Source organism: Aeromonas sp. QDB30 (assembly GCF_027707645.1).
Classification (GTDB): Bacteria; Pseudomonadota; Gammaproteobacteria; order Enterobacterales; family Aeromonadaceae; genus Aeromonas; species Aeromonas caviae.
This window is the reverse complement of sequence record NZ_JAPCIY010000015.1, coordinates 1-17,105: the sequence shown is the minus strand read 5'-3', so window position 1 is coordinate 17,105 and position 17,105 is coordinate 1. Positions and strand designations below refer to the sequence as shown.

At 63.7% G+C, this 17,105-nt stretch carries 15 protein-coding genes; 6 read left to right on the top strand and 9 right to left on the bottom strand.

All coding sequences use genetic code 11. From position 1 onward, the window contains the following. The 3 genes from PG896_RS06905 to PG896_RS06895 all read left to right on the top strand — a co-directional run bounded on the left by PG896_RS06905 (window position 1) and on the right by PG896_RS06895 (window position 2,638). Window positions 1-1,056 (top strand): HlyD family secretion protein, encoded by a 1,056-nt coding sequence (locus PG896_RS06905; RefSeq protein WP_010673458.1) that lies wholly within the window; start codon window positions 1-3, stop codon window positions 1,054-1,056. A 10-nt stretch (window positions 1,057-1,066) separates the two neighbouring features. Continuing rightward, complete coding sequence (locus PG896_RS06900; RefSeq protein ID WP_180911145.1) at window positions 1,067-2,095, top strand: DUF2955 domain-containing protein; 1,029 nt, start codon at window positions 1,067-1,069, stop codon at window positions 2,093-2,095. A 183-nt stretch (window positions 2,096-2,278) separates the two neighbouring features. After that, window positions 2,279-2,638: an MliC family protein gene (locus tag PG896_RS06895; RefSeq protein ID WP_161470777.1), complete on the top strand. Its 360-nt coding sequence runs from the start codon at window positions 2,279-2,281 to the stop codon at window positions 2,636-2,638. 58 nt (window positions 2,639-2,696) lie between these two features. On the opposite strand, the gene PG896_RS06890 is transcribed toward PG896_RS06895, so the two are convergent. From PG896_RS06890 to nrdD, 4 genes are all read right to left on the bottom strand, one after another. Then, window positions 2,697-3,077 carry an energy transducer TonB gene (locus tag PG896_RS06890; RefSeq protein ID WP_234716510.1) on the bottom strand — a complete coding sequence of 127 codons (381 nt, stop codon included), beginning with the start codon at window positions 3,075-3,077 and terminating at the stop codon, window positions 2,697-2,699. A 146-nt stretch (window positions 3,078-3,223) separates the two neighbouring features. After that, a complete protein-coding gene (locus PG896_RS06885; protein ID WP_010673454.1) occupies window positions 3,224-3,394 on the bottom strand; it encodes a YqaE/Pmp3 family membrane protein in 171 nt (56 codons plus the stop codon). Between the two features lie 57 nt (window positions 3,395-3,451). Next, window positions 3,452-3,961, bottom strand: a complete 510-nt coding sequence (gene nrdG / locus PG896_RS06880; RefSeq protein WP_052815464.1) for an anaerobic ribonucleoside-triphosphate reductase-activating protein — start codon at window positions 3,959-3,961, stop codon at window positions 3,452-3,454. A gap of 113 nt (window positions 3,962-4,074) precedes the next feature. Next, window positions 4,075-6,192, bottom strand: coding sequence for an anaerobic ribonucleoside-triphosphate reductase (nrdD, locus tag PG896_RS06875; RefSeq protein WP_052814900.1), 2,118 nt, complete (start codon window positions 6,190-6,192; stop codon window positions 4,075-4,077). Window positions 6,193-6,631: 439 nt separating this feature from the next. On the opposite strand from nrdD, the gene PG896_RS06870 reads away from it, so the two are divergent. Then, on the top strand, window positions 6,632-7,600 hold the full coding sequence (locus PG896_RS06870; protein ID WP_053288153.1) for an ABC transporter substrate-binding protein: 969 nt from the start codon (window positions 6,632-6,634) through the stop codon (window positions 7,598-7,600). A 57-nt stretch (window positions 7,601-7,657) separates the two neighbouring features. Here PG896_RS06870 and ligA read toward each other — a convergent pair whose 3' ends face one another. The 3 genes from ligA to PG896_RS06855 all read right to left on the bottom strand — a co-directional run bounded on the left by ligA (window position 7,658) and on the right by PG896_RS06855 (window position 14,284). Further along, window positions 7,658-9,664: an NAD-dependent DNA ligase LigA gene (ligA, locus tag PG896_RS06865; RefSeq protein ID WP_270835548.1), complete on the bottom strand. Its 2,007-nt coding sequence runs from the start codon at window positions 9,662-9,664 to the stop codon at window positions 7,658-7,660. A gap of 99 nt (window positions 9,665-9,763) precedes the next feature. Beyond that, window positions 9,764-10,894, bottom strand: a complete 1,131-nt coding sequence (zipA, locus tag PG896_RS06860) for a cell division protein ZipA (protein WP_039039273.1) — start codon at window positions 10,892-10,894, stop codon at window positions 9,764-9,766. A 15-nt stretch (window positions 10,895-10,909) separates the two neighbouring features. After that, window positions 10,910-14,284, bottom strand: coding sequence for an AAA family ATPase (locus tag PG896_RS06855; protein WP_270835547.1), 3,375 nt, complete (start codon window positions 14,282-14,284; stop codon window positions 10,910-10,912). A gap of 110 nt (window positions 14,285-14,394) precedes the next feature. Here PG896_RS06855 and cysZ point away from each other — a divergent pair, with 110 nt between their 5' ends. After that, complete coding sequence (gene cysZ / locus PG896_RS06850) at window positions 14,395-15,159, top strand: sulfate transporter CysZ (protein ID WP_010673447.1); 765 nt, start codon at window positions 14,395-14,397, stop codon at window positions 15,157-15,159. Window positions 15,160-15,293: 134 nt separating this feature from the next. After that, window positions 15,294-15,908, top strand: coding sequence for a trimeric intracellular cation channel family protein (locus PG896_RS06845; protein ID WP_010673446.1), 615 nt, complete (start codon window positions 15,294-15,296; stop codon window positions 15,906-15,908). 94 nt (window positions 15,909-16,002) lie between these two features. Here PG896_RS06845 and PG896_RS06840 read toward each other — a convergent pair whose 3' ends face one another. Both PG896_RS06840 and PG896_RS06835 read right to left on the bottom strand, forming a co-directional pair. Next, on the bottom strand, window positions 16,003-16,254 hold the full coding sequence (locus tag PG896_RS06840) for a hypothetical protein (protein WP_010673445.1): 252 nt from the start codon (window positions 16,252-16,254) through the stop codon (window positions 16,003-16,005). Between the two features lie 103 nt (window positions 16,255-16,357). Next, window positions 16,358-16,903: a DUF882 domain-containing protein gene (locus PG896_RS06835; protein ID WP_039039271.1), complete on the bottom strand. Its 546-nt coding sequence runs from the start codon at window positions 16,901-16,903 to the stop codon at window positions 16,358-16,360. Window positions 16,904-17,105 lie beyond the last annotated feature (202 nt).

The following is a 17,105-nucleotide window of genomic DNA, read 5'->3' as shown; positions in this document are numbered from 1 at the left end:
ATGACACCGGATCAACAATTCAAGCGCTGGATAAAGTGGGCCATCGTCTGCTTCGTCCTGGTGTTTGGCTACTTTCTGCTGGCCGACATCAAGATGCCCCTGACCCCCCAGGCCATGGCCACCCGGGTCGTCACCCGGATGGCCCCCCAGGTCAGCGGCAAGGTAGTCGAAGTCGCCGTCGCCAACAACCAGCACGTCAAGCAGGGGGATCTGCTCTTCGCCCTCGACCCGGAACCCTTCCAGCTCGCCGTGGATCAGGCCAGGCTCGCCCTGGACCAGGCCAGGCAGCAGAACCGCCAGCTGGACGCAACCCTGACCGCCTATGAGGCGGAGTACAGCTCGCTGCGCACCCAGGCCGACCAGAAACAGCGGGAAGCGGCGCGTATCGACGCCCTCTACCGCCGTCACATGGTCTCTGAGCAGCAGAAAGATGACGCCGACAGCGCCGCCCGCACCGCCCGTGCCAACCTGCTCGGCAGCCAGGCCCGGGTAGAGCAGGCCCGCGTCAACCGCGGCTTGCCAGGGGAAGACAACCTGCTGCTGCGCCAGGCCCGCAACCGCCTCGCCCAGGCCGAGCTCAACCTCGCCTACAGCCGGGTTCATGCGAGCCAGGACGGCATCATCACCAACCTGCAGCTCAAGCCTGGCAGCGTGGCCAATGCGGGTTCCCCTCTGCTGGCCCTGGTCTCCGAGCAGGTGGACGTGATCGCCGATTTTCGCGAGAAGAGCCTGCGCCACGTCAGCGCCGGCAGTCAGGCCCTCGTCGCCTTCGACGGCGAGCCCGGTCGTCTCTATCCTGCCCGCGTCGCCAGCCTGGATGCCGGGGTCAGCGCCGGCCAGTTTGACGCCAACGGCCAGCTTGCGAACCCCGTCGAGTCCGATCGCTGGGTACGGGATGCCCAGCGCCTGCGCCTGCACCTGACCCTGGAGCAACTGCCCGCCCATCTGCCGGCCGGGGCCCGCGCCACGGTGCAGCTGCTGCCGGACAACACCCTGACCGGGCTGCTGGCCCGCGGCCAGATCCGTCTGCTCAGCCTGCTGCACTACATCTATTGAGATGACGACCATGAACCTGTGGCACAGACCCCTCACCCCCAACGAACTGCGCCAGTGTCTGCGCATCGCCTTTGGCTGTACCCTGGGGTTTGTGCTGTGCAAGATCTTCGGCTGGAGCAACGGGGTCTTCTTCACCGTCACCCCGGTGCTGCTGCTCGGCCTGGTGCCGGTGATGAACGGTCACGCCGCCCGCCAGCTCATCGCCTCCGCCGCCATGTGCGGTCTGGAAGTGGGGCTGCTCGGCGGCCTGTTCGGCGGCCACCCTGGGCTCATGACCCCCCTGGTCTTTTTGCTCTTCCTCTACCGTTTCGCCGCCATGTCCCGGGGCAGCCTGTTCCTGTTCGGTGCCAACGGGGTGCTCAGCCTCAGCATCATGCTGCACTTTGCCAGCTACCCCGGGATTGATCTGAACGACCTCATCTTCAGCAATCTCTGGGCCAGCGTCCTGCCGGTGCTCATCGCCTATCTGATGACGGCCCTCATTCCGGACGTGGAGGAGCGCCCCAGGCCGGCCCCCTCCCCCAAGGCGCCGCACCGGATGCGCCACGAAGCCCTGCTGGGGGCGTCCATCGCGACCCTCTCGTTCCTGGTGTTCCAGATCTTCGATCTGCGCGACTCCATGTCCGCCCAGGCCACCACCCTGCTGCTGCTCTTCCCCATGCACTGGAACGGCGCCCTGGACTATGCCCGCAAGCGGGCCATGGGCACCCTGCTGGGGGTGAGTTTCGGCATCCTGGGGCAGCTGGTGCTCTATGACTGGTCCGGCTTGCTGCTGCTGGTGACCCCGGTGCTCTGGCTCGGCGCCATGCTGTTCAGCTATGCCCATGTGAAGGAGGCGAGCGGCTCCGGAGTCGGCTTCGGTGCCCTCACCACCCTCGGCATCCTGTTCGGCCAGTACCTGACCCCGGGTAACGACCTGGTGTTCAGCGCCCTCTATCGGGTGAGCAGCATCCTCTTTGCCATCGTGGTCACCTTGCTCGCCTGCTACCTCATCCACCGGCTGCTCAATCGCTTCGAGGCGACACGGTTCGGCCACTGACCCTTTTCTGCAGCCATTGGACGGCTCCCTTTCGCCCCGCTTGCCTGCCGGGGCGTTTTTTTGCCTGCTCCACGGACCAGAGGGAGACGGACGCATCCCGACGCAGGGCTCCCGCCACGAGGTTGCAGTTGTGCCTCATCCTGTTAGGCTCAAGGCCATATGACACCGTTGTGAGGATCAAACATGAAACACGCCAAGCTCTTTCTACTGGGGGCGGGCGCCATCACCCTGCTCGGCGGCTGCGATCTGGGCAGCGGCAAGCTGGGAGTGACCGGCGGCGATCCCGTCACCTACCTGTGTGAACAGAACCAGAAAGTGCAGGTTCGCTACTTCTCCCTCTCGGACGATAGCCTGAACTTCGTCAAGCTCTCCCTCCCCGATGGCAAGGATTACACCCTGCCCCAGGCGGTTTCCGCCTCCGGCGCCCGCTATACCGACGATCACGAGGTGGTCTGGTGGAACAAGGGCAAAGAGGGGTTCGTCGAGATGCGTGATGACGCCGGGGAGTGGCAGAGCCGCTACAACGACTGCAAGGAGCAGTGATCCGCGCCGTCATGGCACAGAGCCCACACGAAACACCCCGGCCTGGCCGGGGTGTTTGTCATTTCACTTCCACTTCGAATCGGGCCACAACCCGAGCCGGAATGGCTTGCTGATTCTGCTCCGATGGCCGGTAGCGCAGCTGCGCCAGCCCGGAGATGGCGATGAGATCCAGCACGCCGGGAGGCTGGGACTCCAGTACCTCTGGGCTGAACAGCGTGCCATTGGAATCGATGAGGTAGCGAAGGGTCACATACCCCTTGACCGGCCTCTTCGCCGGCAGCCCCCCGACCGGGTTAAAACTGATGGCATCCCCCACCAGCACCCAGTATTCGGGCAGCGTTTCCCAGGTGACATCCACCGGAGGCTGATTCAGCTTGGCGGTGGGGCTGGCACAGCCCCCGAGCAGGGCCAGGACGGCCCACAGCAACAACCCTTTCACTCGCACTCGACATTCCCTCTTCGTTGTATCGCTCGATTCCATGAGCGACGCGCCAGTGTCAGGCAAAGGGGCTCATCCGGGAAGCCCCCATCTGGCAGGCAAAAAAAAGCCAACCCCGGAGGGCTGGCCTTGTGATCTCTCACGACTCAGGCGCGCTTGTCGCTTACCACCAGCCAGAGGGCATGGACCATGCCGGGCAGACCGCCCAGCAGGGTCAGCACTATGTTGATGAGGAAATGGAGGCTGAAGCCTACCTGGATAAAGGCGCAGACCGGGGGGAGAAAGATGGCCAGCAGGATCTTGAGCAGATTGTTCATCGGGATTCCTCGTGTAAACAGCGCTTGGGGTTGGCCTAACCATAAACACCCAAAGCCTCAACTGCAAACCAGACAGGGGATCCGCTCTCCTCCTTTCCGCCAGGCGTTGAGGTCGTGAACCATCTGATTGCGGCTGCCACGCCAGAGCAGACCGGGATCCGCCAGGGCCTTCTCGAACCTGCCATCCACCAGCACGTCCAGCAAGGCCACCAGCTCCCGCTGGGCCGGGCTGAGATCGGCCAGCAGATAACCGGTCCAGCACCAGATGTCCTTGCCGGGGCACTCGGCCCGCACCCGCTTCACCAGCGCCAGCACATGCGGCACGTTGGCGGGGTGGAGCGGATCGCCGCCGGAGAGCGACAGTCCGCGCCGCTTGATGCGGCTGTCGTTGAGATCGTGAATGATGCGATCGCTCATCGCCTCATCGAACGGCTTGCCCCCATCGAGCCGCCAGGTGCTCTGGTTGTAGCAACCGGGGCACTGGTGCTCGCAACCCGACACGAACAGGGTGGCGCGGGTGCCGGGGCCGTTGATCACATCGACCGGGTAGTACTGGTGGTAGTGCATTCGAGTTCTCTGGGTTAACGGCCAACCCCCTCCCAACCTCCCCCTTCGAAAGGGGGAGGAGCTTCTTTGCCCCCTCCCCTGCCAAGGGGAGGGCTGGGGTGGGGTCTGCTCGCTTACATATGCTTGACGCGGCGCTTCACCTCTTCCTGCTTGCCCGCGTTGAAGGGGCGCGCATCCGGGCTGCCGAGATAGCCGCACACCCGGCGGGTCACCGACACCTTGGCCGGGTCGTGGTTGCCGCAGCGCGGGCAGGTGAAGCCCTTGGAGGTGCACTCGAACTCGCCGGTGAAGCCGCAGTCGTAGCACTCGTCGATGGGGGTGTTGGTGCCGTAGTAGGGCACCTTGTCATAGCTGTAGTCCCAGACATTCTCCAGCGCCTCCAGGTTGTGCTGGATGTTGGGGTACTCGCCGTAGCAGATGAAGCCGCCGCTGGCGATGGGCGGATAGGGCGCCTCGAAGTCCAGCTTGTCGTAGGGGTTCACCTGCTTCTCCACGTCCAGGTGGAAGCTGTTGGTGTAGTAGCCCTTGTCGGTCACCCCGGCCACCACGCCAAACTCCTTGGCGTCGATGCGGCAGAAACGGGTGCAGAGGTTCTCGCTCGGGGTGGAGTAGAGACTGAAGCCGTAGCCGGTCTCCTCCTTCCACTCGTCGGTGGCCGCCTTGAGCCGCGCGATGATGGCGATGGCCTTCTGGCGCAGGGTCTCGCTGTCGAACAGGTGGACGTCTGTGCCATAGAGGGCGTTGATGGTCTCGTGTACCCCGATGTAACCCAGCGAAATGGAGGCGCGGCCATGTTTGAAGATCTCGCTGATGTTGTCATCGGCCTTGAGGCGCACCCCGCAGGCCCCCTCCATGTAGAGGATGGGGGCGACCCGGGCCTTGACCCCGTCCAGGCGCTTGATGCGGTACATGAGCGCTGTCTTGGCCACCCGCAGGGCGGCATCCAGCTTGTCCCAGAAGTCCGCTTCATCGCGGGATTTCAGGGCAATGCGCGGCAGGTTGAGGCTCACGACACCTAAGTTGTTGCGCCCTTCGTGGACCAGCTCGCCATTCTCCTCGTAGGCACCGAGGAAGGAACGGCACCCCATGGGGGTCTTGAAGGAGCCTGTGACCTTGACCACCTGGTCGTGGTTGAGGATGTCCGGGTACATCCGCTTGGAGGCGCACTCCAGCGCCAGCTGCTTGATGTCGTAGTTGGGATCCCCCTGCTTGTGGTTCAGGCCATCCTTGATGGCGAACACCAGTTTCGGGAAGACGGCGGTCTTCCTGTTCTTGCCAAGGCCGGCGATGCGGTTGCCAAGGATGGCGCGCTGGATGAGGCGCGATTCCCAACTGTCCCCCAGGCCAAAGCCGAAGGTGACAAACGGCGTCTGACCGTTGGCGGTGTGCAGGGTATTGACCTCGTATTCGAGGGACTGGAAGGCGTCGTGGCACTCCTTCTCGGTGCGGGCCATGGCATAGGCATCCACGTCCCTGATCCCCCACTCCTCGGCCACCTCCCGGTGCTTGTGCCAGCTGATGGCCACATAGGGTGCCAGCACTTCGTCGATGCGGTTGATGGTGGTGCCGCCATAGATATGGCTCGCCACCTGGGCGATGATCTGGGCGGTCACCGCAGTGGCGGTGCTGATGGATTTGGGAGTGTCTATCTCGGCATTGCCCATCTTGAAGCCGTGGGTCAGCATCCCCTGCAGATCGATCAGCATGCAGTTGAACATCGGGAAGAAGGGGGAGTAGTCAAGATCGTGGAAGTGCAGGTCGCCGCTCTCGTGGGCCTGCACCACGTCACGGGGCAGCATGTGACTGATGGCGTAATGCTTGGCGACGATGCCCGCCAGCAGGTCACGCTGGGTCGGGATCACCTTGGAGTCCTTGTTGGCGTTCTCGTTGAGCAGGGCCGCGTTGGTCTGCTCCACCAGGCCGCGGATCTCCTGGGCCAGACGACCCCTGGCCTCGCGGGCCTGATCCCGGTCGTGACGGTATTCGATGTAGGCACGGGCGATGGCCTTGTCGTCGGAGGCCATCAGGTGGTTCTCGACCCGGTTCTGGATCTCGTGGATGTCTACCTCCCCTCGCCCCTCCAGCTCCTGGCTGACAGCGGCGGCAATGCGCTCTGCCAGCGCCGGACTGGCCTGATTGACCGCTGCCGCCGCTCGGCTGACCGCATCGCGGATCAGTTGGCCATTGAATGGTGCACGACATCCATCGCGTTTGATCACTACCGGTTTCATCGATTTTCCCCGTATTGAAAGACCTGGTGGCCACCCTCGGCTCACCCTCGTTGAGTCCCCTTCTCCACGCCCGTCCCCGGCGCAAACAAGGTCAGCCAAGGCTTGAAACACCTGGGCTGACACTGAGAGGGCGACCACTTATGCACAGCTTTATGACACTATATATGGGTGTTTTTTTTATGCTTACCCCTATATGTGGGGTCTATTAGGCACCAAAGCGGTACCCTGTTTCTTGATCCAGAACAGGTTTTGGAAGGAGTGGGGCAGTTCACGACCAGCGCCAAAAGGCGCTCTTTTTGCTCACCCCAGACGGGATGCGGGCTCCCGCCCGGCAAGGGATAAAAAGAGAGGGGCACGCCTTCCGACAACAATTGACCGAGGCGCCAGAGAGCGGGAGAGCACATACTGGGGAACAGTCTGTCCCTTGCGGAAAACACACGTGACCAAGGTCTTGCTCCTGCTCTCCCTTCTCTCCCTCCCGCTGCTGGCCGCCGAGATCCTGGTGATCAGCAGCTATCACCAGAGCAACCAGTGGGATCAGAGCTACAGTGCCGGCCTAGAGAAACACCTCAAGCAGGCGCATCACCTCGGCTATCTCTATCTGGACACCAAGCGCCAGCCCGGCCAGACCCGTGACGAACTGCTCGCCAAGGGAATGGCCGCCTACCGGACCCACCAGCCAGCGCTGGTGATCCTGGGGGATGACAACGCCATCAACGCCCTCGCCCGACCCATCGCCGCCCGGGGAACGCCCGTGGTGTTTCTCGGGATGAACGAGAATCCGCGCCCCAAGGGGCTGGTCGGCCACCCCCTGATCACCGGCGTCCTGGAACGCCCCCTGCTCAAGCGCAGCATCAGCGAGATGAGTCAGTTTATGGGAGGGCTGGAGCGTGCCCTGGTGCTGTTTGACGAAAGCGAGGTGTCCCGCACCGCCGTCGCCCACGAGTTCAAGGGGCGAGGCGAGCTGACGATCGGCCAGACCCGGGTCAGCAGCCGCCAGTTCACCGACTATGGACACTGGCAGGAGGCAGTGCTCGCCAGCCGGGAAAACGGCTATCAGGCGCTCTTCCTCGGCCTCTACCACACTCTCACCGACGCTCAGGGCCAGCATGTGAGCGAGCAACAGGTACTGGCATGGACCAGCGCCAACAGCCCGGTGCCACTGTTCTGCTTCTGGGCCTTTGCGGTGGGCAGGGGAGCCGCCATCGGCGGTCTGGTGCTCGACGGCCACAGCCAGGGAGAGAGAGCCGCCGAACTGGCCAATGCCATCCTCTCGGGCACGGCGCCCGGCGCCCTCTCCCCCCGCGCCGCATCCCGCGGGGAATACCTGTTCAGCAAGAGCGAACTGGCACGCTGGCACCTGACGGCTCCCGATGCCTGGCAGGACAAGGTGAGCTACGTCGAGTGAGCCCACCAACGACAAACCCGGCCAGTGGGCCGGGTTTGTCTGCTCAAACGTGCATCCTCAGGGCTGAATGGCCGCCTGCAACTCGGCTTCGGTCCAGATGGTGATCCCCAGCTCCTGGGCCTTGGCGAGCTTGGAGCCTGCCGCCTCCCCCGCTACCAGCACGTCGGTCTTGGCCGACACCGAGCCCGCCACCTTGGCACCCAGGGCCTGCAGCGCCGCCTTGGCGTCGTTGCGGGACAAGGCGGTGAGGGTGCCGGTCAGCACGAAGGTCTTGCCGGCAAAGGGCTGATCGCTTGCCTCTTTCTTCTCGATGACCGGCCAGTGGATACCGGCGGCCAGCAGGGCGTCGAGCACCTCGATGTTGTGGGGCTGGCGCAGGAAGTAGTAGACGTGCTTGGCCACTATGTCCCCCACGTCGGGTACCTCGAGCAGCTGCTCCACCGAGGCGGCGCGCAGGGCTTCCAGGGTGAGGAAGTGGTTGGCGAGGTTGAGCGCCGTCGCCTCCCCCACCTCGCGGATCCCTAGGGCGAACAGGAAGCGCGGCAGGGTGGTGCTGCGCGCCTTGTCGATGGCCGCCACCAGGTTGAGGGCGGACTTTTGCCCCATCCGCTCAAGACCTGCCAGCTGGATGGCATTGAGGCTGAACAGGTCGGCCGGGGTCTTCACCAGCCCCTTGTCCACCAGTTGCTCCACTATCTTATCGCCAAGGCCGTCCACGTCCATGGCGCGACGCGCCGCGAAGTGCTTGATGGCGGCCGCCCGCTGGGCCTCGCAGAAGAGACCGCCGGAACAGCGGGCCACGGCCTCCCCTTCCAGCCGCTCCACCGCCGAGCCGCACACCGGGCACTCGGTCGGGAAGAGGATCGCGCGGGCATCCGCCGGGCGCTGCGCCTCCACCACAGCCACGACCTGGGGGATCACGTCCCCGGCCCGGCGCACGATCACGGTGTCGCCGATCATGACGCCAAGGCGCGCGATCTCGTCCGCATTGTGCAGGGTAGCGTTGGAAACGGTGACGCCGCCGACAAACACCGGCTTGAGCTTGGCTACCGGGGTGATGGCACCGGTGCGGCCCACCTGGAACTCGACGTTCTCAAGCGCCGTCATCTCCTCTTCGGCCGGGAACTTGTGGGCGGTGGCCCAGCGCGGGGCCCGCGCCACGAAGCCGAGCTCCTGTTGCAGCGCGATGTCGTCGACCTTGTAGACCACGCCATCGATCTCGTAAGGGAGATCCCCACGGCGGGCCAGGATGTCGTCGTGGAACGCCTGGCAACCGGCGGCCCCCTCCTTGAGCTTCACTTCCGGGCTGAGCGGCAGACCCCAGGCCTTGAGCTGATTGAGGCGACCGAAGTGGGACTCCCCCAGCTCGTCGCCACCGACTCCCACGCCGTAGGCATAGAAGCTGAGGGGGCGGCTGGCGGTGATGCGTGAATCGAGCTGGCGTAGGCTGCCGGCAGCGGCGTTGCGCGGGTTGACGAACACCTTCTCCCCCGCCGCCAGCGCATCGCGGTTCATCGCCTCGAACCCCGCCTTGGGCATGAAGACCTCCCCACGCACCTCCAGCCGCGCAGGCCACCCCTGGCCGCGCAGGGTCAGGGGAATGGCCTTGATGGTGCGCACGTTCTCGGTGATCTCCTCCCCCGTGGTGCCGTCCCCGCGAGTGGCGGCCTGTACCAGCTGGCCAGCCACGTAGAGCAGGCTCACCGCCAGACCGTCGAGCTTGGGTTCGCAACAGAAGGTGAAATTCACCTCCCGCTTGAGGCGATCACTCATGCGTTGCTCGAACGCCTGCAACTCCTCGCTGCTGAAGACGTTGTCCAGACTCAGCATGGGGATCTCGTGGCGTACCTGCTTGAAGGCGGTCAGCGGCTGGCCTCCCACCCGCACGCTCGGCGAGGCCGGGGTTTTCAGCTCGGGATGCTCGGCCTCCAGCGCAATCAGCTCGCGCATCAGGCGATCGTATTCGGCGTCCGGCACCGTGGGGTTGTCCAGCACATAGTACTGATGGCCGTACTCGGTCAGCAGCTCACACAGTTGACGGTGGCGGGAGAGGATATCGCTCATGAAAAAGTCTCGAAGTGTGATGGAACATTCAGTCTGGGGCAGAAACAAAAATGCGGCACCGGGGTACCGCACTTTTCATTGTTCAAGCCCCATGGCGCATCAGTCGCGGCTGGCCTCGTAGGCCGCCAGCTCGTGACGGTAGCGGGCGATGTCGTCGTCGCTGAGGGGACTGCGCGAGGCGTCGGTCAGCATGGCATCGAGATCGCTCGCGAGCTGATCCGCGGCCTGCAACATGTGCTCGAAGGCGAAGGCGGCATTGCTGCGAAGGGGCAGTTGCATGAAGAGGGACACACCCGGGGTGCTGAACTGCTCCATGCGATAGGGGTTGAAGGTACCCGGCTTGACCATGTTGATCATGGAGAAGAGCACCTCCCCCTTGCCGCCCAGATCTTCGTGACGGTGGAAGATGTCCATCTCGCCAAACTTGAAGCCCAGCGCCAGCAGGGAAGAGAGCAGAGTCGCACCTTGCAGATCGTGGCCGGGACGGGCCATCAGGTTGATGACATAGACATCCTGCCAGATCTTCTCGACCGGGGCCGGAGCGGGTTCTGGCTCGGCTGCGTGAACCGGCTCTTCATAGGCTGGCTCGTCATCGTAAGCGGGTTCTTCATAAGCCGGCTGGGCGTAGCGGGGAGCCTGCTGGGCAACCGGTGCCGGCTCGCGTGCACCGAAGGTCGGCGCCTGGGCATAGGCCGGCTCCACCAGCGGCTCTTCGTCCAGCGGCTGCATCATGGGCTCGCGCTGCGGACGGGAACGGTGTACCGGCGTACGGCGGATCACCTGGGCAGGTTTGCGCACCGGCGCGGCAGGGGCCTCTTCAACAGGGGCGGCAACCGGCTCGTCATAGTCCTCTTCTTCCTCATACACAGGCTGAGGGGGGACAGGGCGAGCGGCAGGCTTGCGCACCACGGGAGGCGGCAGATCGGCGTCGTCATCTTCATCATCGAAGGCGGGAACGGGGGCGACACGGCGGGGTTCGGGCTGACGGGCCTCGTCGCTGCGCAGTTTGGGCTCGGCACGACGTCCACCGCTCACCACACGCACCTGACCGATGCCATCGCTGTCGAAGGCGTCGTTGTCACGCTCACGGGACTTGGACTCCATCCGACCCAGGGGTTTCTCCTTGATCGGTGCCTGACGATTCTTTCTGTTGCTCCACAACCCGTGAATGAGCAATGCCGCGATGGCAATACCGCCCAGGGCAACCAAGATGTAACGCAATTCCTGCATTAGCTGCTTCTCTTTCTAGTTTTGCTCAGCCAAAGCGACGGCTTCACCGATATCGACCGACACTATGCGCGAAACCCCGGGCTCTTGCATCGTGACGCCAACCAGCTGCTCGGCCATCTCCATGGAGACCTTATTATGACTGATGTAAACGAACTGTACTGTGCTCGACATCTCTTTGACAAGAGAACAGAAGCGACCGACGTTCACTTCATCGAGCGGTGCATCCACCTCATCCAGCAGACAAAATGGTGCTGGATTGAGTCTGAAGATGGCAAAAACCAGCGCAAGGGCGGTTAGCGCCTTCTCCCCCCCGGAAAGCAGGGCAATGGTAGCATTCTTCTTGCCCGGAGGTCTTGCCATGATGCTCACTCCGGCCTCCAAAAGATCATCCGAGGTCAGCTCAAGCCAGGCACTGCCCCCCCCGAACACTTTTGGGAACAGGGATTTTAAATCTTCATTGACCTTATCGAAAGTGTCGCGGAAGCGTATTTGTGTTTCTTTATCAATTCTTTTAATGGCTTGGCTCAAGGTGTCGAGGGCCTGCTCCAGATCCTGGCACTGATTTTCCAGGTAGCTTGAACGGGTTTTCGCCTCCTCATACTCCTCCAGTGCCGCCAGGTTGATGGCGCCAAGCGCCTCCACCTGCGCCTCCAGCGTCTGGATCTCCTGGCGCAGCTTGCCGCGATCAGCGGCAATCAGCACCGCCTGATCGAGGTCCACCAGGCGCACGCCCAGCTCTTCGAACTGCTCGTGCAGTCCCTGCCTGCGCGTCAGGTTGCGCTCGCGCTCGAGCCGCAGAGTCGCCAGCTTCTCTTGAATTTTCACCAGCTGCTTGTGATCGGCGCTTCTGGCCTGCTCCAGCTCGGTCAGCTGACGATCCAGCTCCGCGAGCCGCTGGTGACAGGCCAGTTGCTGCGCCTCAAGATTGCGCTGTTCGACCAGCAGGGGCGACAGATCCTGACTCGGAGCGGCCCCTGGCTCCTTGAGTTCCGCCAGCTCCAGGCCGAGACGGGCCAGCTCCTGCTCGCGCAGCGTGATGAGCTGGCGCTGGTTCTGCTGCTCCAGTTGCAACCGCTGGCAGGCCGCCTGCTGCTGCTCCCGGCGAAGGCGCACCTCTTCCAGCGCCCGCTCCGCCCCGCTCACCTGCTCCTGGGCGAGCAGCAGCGCCTCGGCGAGTACCTCCCCCTGCTCCTGCAGCTCGCCAAGGGCCGCTTCATCCTGCTCAAGCCGCTCCCCGGCCGACGCCAGCCGCTGCGCCTCCTCAGCCTGCTCCTTGTCCAGCCGGGCCAGCTCTTCCCCCAGCTGGCCCAGGCGCTGCAAGCGCTCCTGGCGCTGCCCCTCGCGCAGACTCCAGGCTTCGCGCAGTTGCTGCCACCGCAGCTCCTGCTCTCGCAGGGTGTGCTGAGCCAGCTCATGGGCACTGTGCAGCTGGGCCCGCGCTGCATCGGCGGCGGCAAGCTGCTCGTCGAGTCTGTGCAGCGCCTCCCGACCCGCGGCCAGCTCGGTGTGCAGCCGCTCACGCTCACCGAGCAGCGCCAGCGTACCGAGGGCCATGCCCTCCCCCAGATCCGCCCAGTTGGGGCCGAACCAGTCGCCGGCGGGAGTGAGCAGCGACTCACCGGCAGAGAGGATGTGCAGGCGGGACAGCGCCTCCTCCCTGCTCTCTGCCAGCCAGATGGCATTGAGGAAAGCCGGAATGTGCTCGCCCCCCAGTTGCGCCGCCAGGGTACCGGCCCTGGCTGGCTGGGCCGGGCCAATCCAGAGTCCGGGTTGCGCCAGGTTGCACTCGTCCGCCGGAATTGCGGTGAGCCAGCGGCCGAGCACCTTGTCCAGCCCCCGGGCCCACTCGGGGGGAACCTGCAACCGATCCGCCAGGGTCGCGCCCGCCATCTGCTCCCCCAGGATCTGATCCAGGGTGGCGAGGCGCGCCTCCAGCTCGCGCAGCAGGCCCTGCTGGCGACCCTGCTCTGCCTTGAGCTCTTCATGGCGCGACACACCGGCCTGCCACGCTGCATCGGCTTCCTCATGGCGGGCGCGGGAGAGCGAGAGTTCCGCCGCCAGGGCATCGAGCGCCGGTTGCAGGTTCTCCCCCTCCCCGCCAAGGGGCCCGGCCTGTTCGTCTTCCAGCTTGAGGCGGGCAAGCCGGGTCTTGGCCTGCAGCTCCTGCAGGCCATTCACCTCGGCGCGGGTCTGGTTGAGCCGCCCCTGCAACTGGCCCAGCTGCTGCTGCCACTGCTGCTGCCGCTGGCGCGCCTGCTCGAGCCGATCGCCCGCTACCGCACGCACGCTCTGCTGGTCGGTAAGCAACTGCTCACACTGCTCGAGGCGCGCCGACGCCACCTCCCCCTGCAACGTGCTGTCGCTCAGCTGTTCCAGCTGGCCGGCCAGCTGGGCCTTGAGGCCATCGATACGCTCGCCGAGGGCCTGCCGTCTCGCCTGCCAGTCGCGGCCAAGCTCGCTCTGGTGCAATTGCTGCTGCTCGAGGCGGGCGATGGCTTGCCCGCCGAGAAAAATCTGTTGCTGGCGGCTGGCCTGCTCGGCCTGCGCCTCCTGGCGGGCCACCGACAGGGTGACGTGACGCCCTTCGTCTGCAGTGCGCTTGGCATCGAGGGCCGCCAGCGCCTGTTCAGTCTGGGCCAGTTCGGTCTTGGCTTCGCCAAGACGCGTCTCCAGCGCCCACAGTTCCGAGCCGATCAGTTCGCTGCGGGCCGCGCGACTGCGGCTCTTGAGCTGCTTGTAGCGCTCGGCGGTCTCGGCCTGGGCCTTGAGATGTTCGAGGCGCGAGCCCAGTTCGCTACGGATATCGCCAAGGCGTTCCAGGTTCTCCTGGGTATGGCGGATGCGCTGCTCGGTCTCGCGGCGCCGCTCCTTGTAGCGGGAGACCCCGGCGGCCTCTTCCATGAACAGCTTGAGATCGGCGGGGCGGGACTCCACCAGCCGGCTGACGGTGCCCTGTTCGATGATGGCGTAACTGCGGGGCCCAAGGCCGGTGCCGAGGAAAAGATCGGTCACATCCTTGCGGCGGCACTTCTGGCCGTTGATCTGGTAGTGATTGGAGCCGTCGCGCAGCACTTCGCGGCGCACCGAGATCTCGGTAAAGCGGCCGAACTCGCCGGGTACCCGGTTGTGGGGATTGTCGAACACCAGCTCCACCGAGGCGCGGCCATGGGCGCTGCGGTTGATGGAGCCGTTGAAGATGACGTCGGTCATGTTCTCGCCGCGCAGATGGCGGGCGGAGCTCTCCCCCAGCACCCAGCGCACGGCGTCGATGACGTTGGATTTGCCGCAGCCGTTGGGGCCCACCACGGCGGTCATGTCGGCGTTGAGTTCGATGCGGGTCGGCTCGACAAACGACTTGAAACCGGCGAGTTTGATCAATTTCAGACGCATGGCGGCCTATGTGGGTAACGAAATAAAGAGGAGGCGGGCAGGCGACTTTACCAAATCAAAGGCTTGTTTGTAATATGCTGGCACTTTCCCCATTCACTGATGGAGCTCACATGAGCCAATCACCCCACATGGTCAAAGATTCGGTCAGCGGTGCAGACTACTTCCTGCGCGGCTTCTCACTCATCCGCCAGCCCGGCATCCGCACCTTCGTGCTGATCCCCCTGCTGGTCAACTTCGTGCTCTTTGCCGGTGCCTTCTACGCCCTGTTGCTACAACTGGACGGTCTGTTCGCCTGGCTGCACCAGCAGATCCCGAGCTGGCTCTCCTGGCTTGATTACCTGCTCTGGCCCATCGCCCTCATCACCATACTGGTGGTCTTCTCCTTCATCTTCAGCTCGGTGGCCAACTGGATAGCCGCCCCTTTCAACGGCCTGCTGGCAGAGAAGGTGGAACAGATCCTCACCGGTGAAGCCATGAATGACACCGGCATGCTGGATGTGGTGAAAGATGTGCCCCGTACTTTCGGCCGCGAATGGACCAAGCTGAAATACTATCTGCCCAAGGCCATCGGCTGCCTGATCCTCTTCCTGATCCCGGTAGTGGGCCAGACCCTGGCACCCGTGCTCTGGTTCCTGCTCAGCGCCTGGATGATGGCGATCCAGTATGTCGATTATCCGTTCGACAACCACAAGATCGGCTTCATCACCATGCGCGACGCCCTCAAGCAACGTCGTGGAAAGTGCCTGAGCTTCGGCGCCCTGGTAACCCTCTTCTCCGCCATCCCGGTGGTGAATCTCTTCGTGATGCCGGTGGCCATCTGTGGCGCCACCGCCATGTGGGTGGACCAATACCGCAGCGAGCAACTTGGACGCTGAACCGCGTCATCATGATCAAAAGAGGGGGCGAAAGCCCCCTTTTCATTACTTAATCTAATGCATAACCAAGATAGCTTGTCGCCCCAGCGCAGGGTTGTTAGGATGCGGGCCTTTCTCGCACCCTGGGATATCTCATGTTACATGCACTCTTCTTGCTCGGCCTGGTGGCCGAAGGGATGACTGGCGCGCTGGCAGCGGGTCGGCGACGAATGGATCTGTTTGGCGTCGTGATCATCGCCTCGGCGACGGCCATCGGTGGCGGTACCATTCGGGATGTGCTGCTGGGCCACTATCCCCTGCTCTGGGTCGAGCACCCCGAATACGTGCTGCTGGTGGCGGGCGCCGCCATGGCCGGGGTCATCTCGGCCCCGCTGATGCGCTACCTTGGCAAGCTGTTCCTGGCGCTCGATGCCCTGGGGCTCGTGGTCTTCTCCATCTTCGGGGCTGCCCGGGCGCTCGAGATGGGCCACGGGGCCGGCATCGCCTGCATCATGGCCGTGGTGACCGGCGTGTTCGGGGGGGTGCTGCGGGACTTGCTGTGCCAGCGCATCCCGCTGGTGTTCAAGCGCGAGCTCTATGCCGCCGTCTCGCTGATCACCGCCGCGCTCTACTGCTTTGCGCTGCACCATGGGCTGCCCAACGACTGGGCCGCTTTCGGTGCCATCGGCATCGGCTTCGTGCTGCGGCTCCTGGCGGTACGCTTCAAGTGGGGACTGCCCACCTTCAACTATCAGTACGCCACCCATTGATCGCGCCAGTTCCTGGCCATATCGCACGGATAACGAGCAACAAAAAAGCGCCATACGGCGCTTTTTTGTTGGGCATCGGCAAGAGAGGAAAGGGTCAGTTAATCCCTTCCGAGCTGAAAAAGGTCGCCTTGTCGGCGATGAAACGCACCTTGATGTTCTTGCCTTCCCCTCCCCAGACACAGCTCGTGGTGCCGAGAGCATCGTCGCAACGCTCGGCCTTGCCGAGGATGGCACTCGCTTCGGCATAGCTCATCCCGACTTTCAGCTTGTCGTAGCTCTCGCGGTTGAGCTTCCCGCAACCAGTCAACAACAGGGCGATGAGCCCCCCGATCACAATCTGCTTCATCTTTCTCTCCTCTGGCTGGAGTCCAGAGCCTAGCAGCTTGGTCCCCCTCAATGCCAGCGGCAAAAAGACACAATCGGCACTCAACCCTTGAGGAAATCCCGACTCACCAGCTGCGAACGGGGCCTGTGTCCAGGTGCACGAAGTTGTCGGAAGGGTAATAACCCACACCGCCCACCTTGAGGTTCAGGGCGGCCTTGCGCAGGTGCGCCAGCTGCACGCCGGGGATGCGCACGTCAACCGCCTGCCCCAGGGTGTGGTAGCTGTGCTTGGCGACGCCGCGACTCTTGCGCCGCTTCTGCTGATTGGTGGCCGGGGAGCGATAACCCGAGATGAGCTGGATTTCGCCGTGGCGTCCCAACTTGTGTTGCAGCAGAAAGAGCTGATCGAACAGCTTTCTGTCGATGTTGAACACTTCGTTGCGACGGTAGTCACGGAAAATATGGTTGAGCTCCGCCAGCCCGTCGCTCAGATAGTGGCCATCTTCCCAATAACTGGCGCGTACCCGCTCGCCGGTATTGAGGTTGAAGAAACTCAGTTCCCGTCCCGAAGTGCTGCGGCTCGCCAGCGCAGGGAACGACAGCAGGCTGGTCCCCATCAGGCAACCCGCCCCCAGCAGCAGACGGCGTCGGCTTATCTCTTGTCCCAGCATCCGTTGTCCGTCCATCTCATGGTGAAGTCACACAGGTGAATGAATTTGATACAAGGGCCGAAACTACCTGCCAGAAAAAGCGCTGTCAAACCCCATTCACCCATGAAAAAGCCCGGCACGGGCCGTAATGCCGATCAGTTAAGGATCCATTGACCGATCCTCAGGCTGTGTAAGAATCCGAAACTCCTTGTTGGGTTTCGGA

Bases quoted from the DNA above. Each gene is read 5' to 3' on its own strand.
- zipA (WP_039039273.1), bottom strand. From the start codon at position 10,894: ATGCAGGAATTGCGTTACATCTTGGTTGCCCTGGGCGGTATTGCCATC.
- PG896_RS06885 (WP_010673454.1), bottom strand. From the start codon at position 3,394: ATGAACAATCTGCTCAAGATCCTGCTGGCCATCTTTCTCCCCCCGGTC.
- PG896_RS06895 (WP_161470777.1), top strand. From the start codon at position 2,279: ATGAAACACGCCAAGCTCTTTCTACTGGGGGCGGGCGCCATCACCCTG.
- nrdG (WP_052815464.1), bottom strand. From the start codon at position 3,961: ATGCACTACCACCAGTACTACCCGGTCGATGTGATCAACGGCCCCGGC.
- nrdD (WP_052814900.1), bottom strand. From the start codon at position 6,192: ATGAAACCGGTAGTGATCAAACGCGATGGATGTCGTGCACCATTCAAT.
- PG896_RS06905 (WP_010673458.1), top strand. From the start codon at position 1: ATGACACCGGATCAACAATTCAAGCGCTGGATAAAGTGGGCCATCGTC.
- PG896_RS06840 (WP_010673445.1), bottom strand. From the start codon at position 16,254: ATGAAGCAGATTGTGATCGGGGGGCTCATCGCCCTGTTGTTGACTGGT.
- PG896_RS06835 (WP_039039271.1), bottom strand. From the start codon at position 16,903: ATGCTGGGACAAGAGATAAGCCGACGCCGTCTGCTGCTGGGGGCGGGT.
- PG896_RS06900 (WP_180911145.1), top strand. From the start codon at position 1,067: ATGAACCTGTGGCACAGACCCCTCACCCCCAACGAACTGCGCCAGTGT.
- PG896_RS06845 (WP_010673446.1), top strand. From the start codon at position 15,294: ATGTTACATGCACTCTTCTTGCTCGGCCTGGTGGCCGAAGGGATGACT.
- ligA (WP_270835548.1), bottom strand. From the start codon at position 9,664: ATGAGCGATATCCTCTCCCGCCACCGTCAACTGTGTGAGCTGCTGACC.
- PG896_RS06855 (WP_270835547.1), bottom strand. From the start codon at position 14,284: ATGCGTCTGAAATTGATCAAACTCGCCGGTTTCAAGTCGTTTGTCGAG.
- cysZ (WP_010673447.1), top strand. From the start codon at position 14,395: ATGAGCCAATCACCCCACATGGTCAAAGATTCGGTCAGCGGTGCAGAC.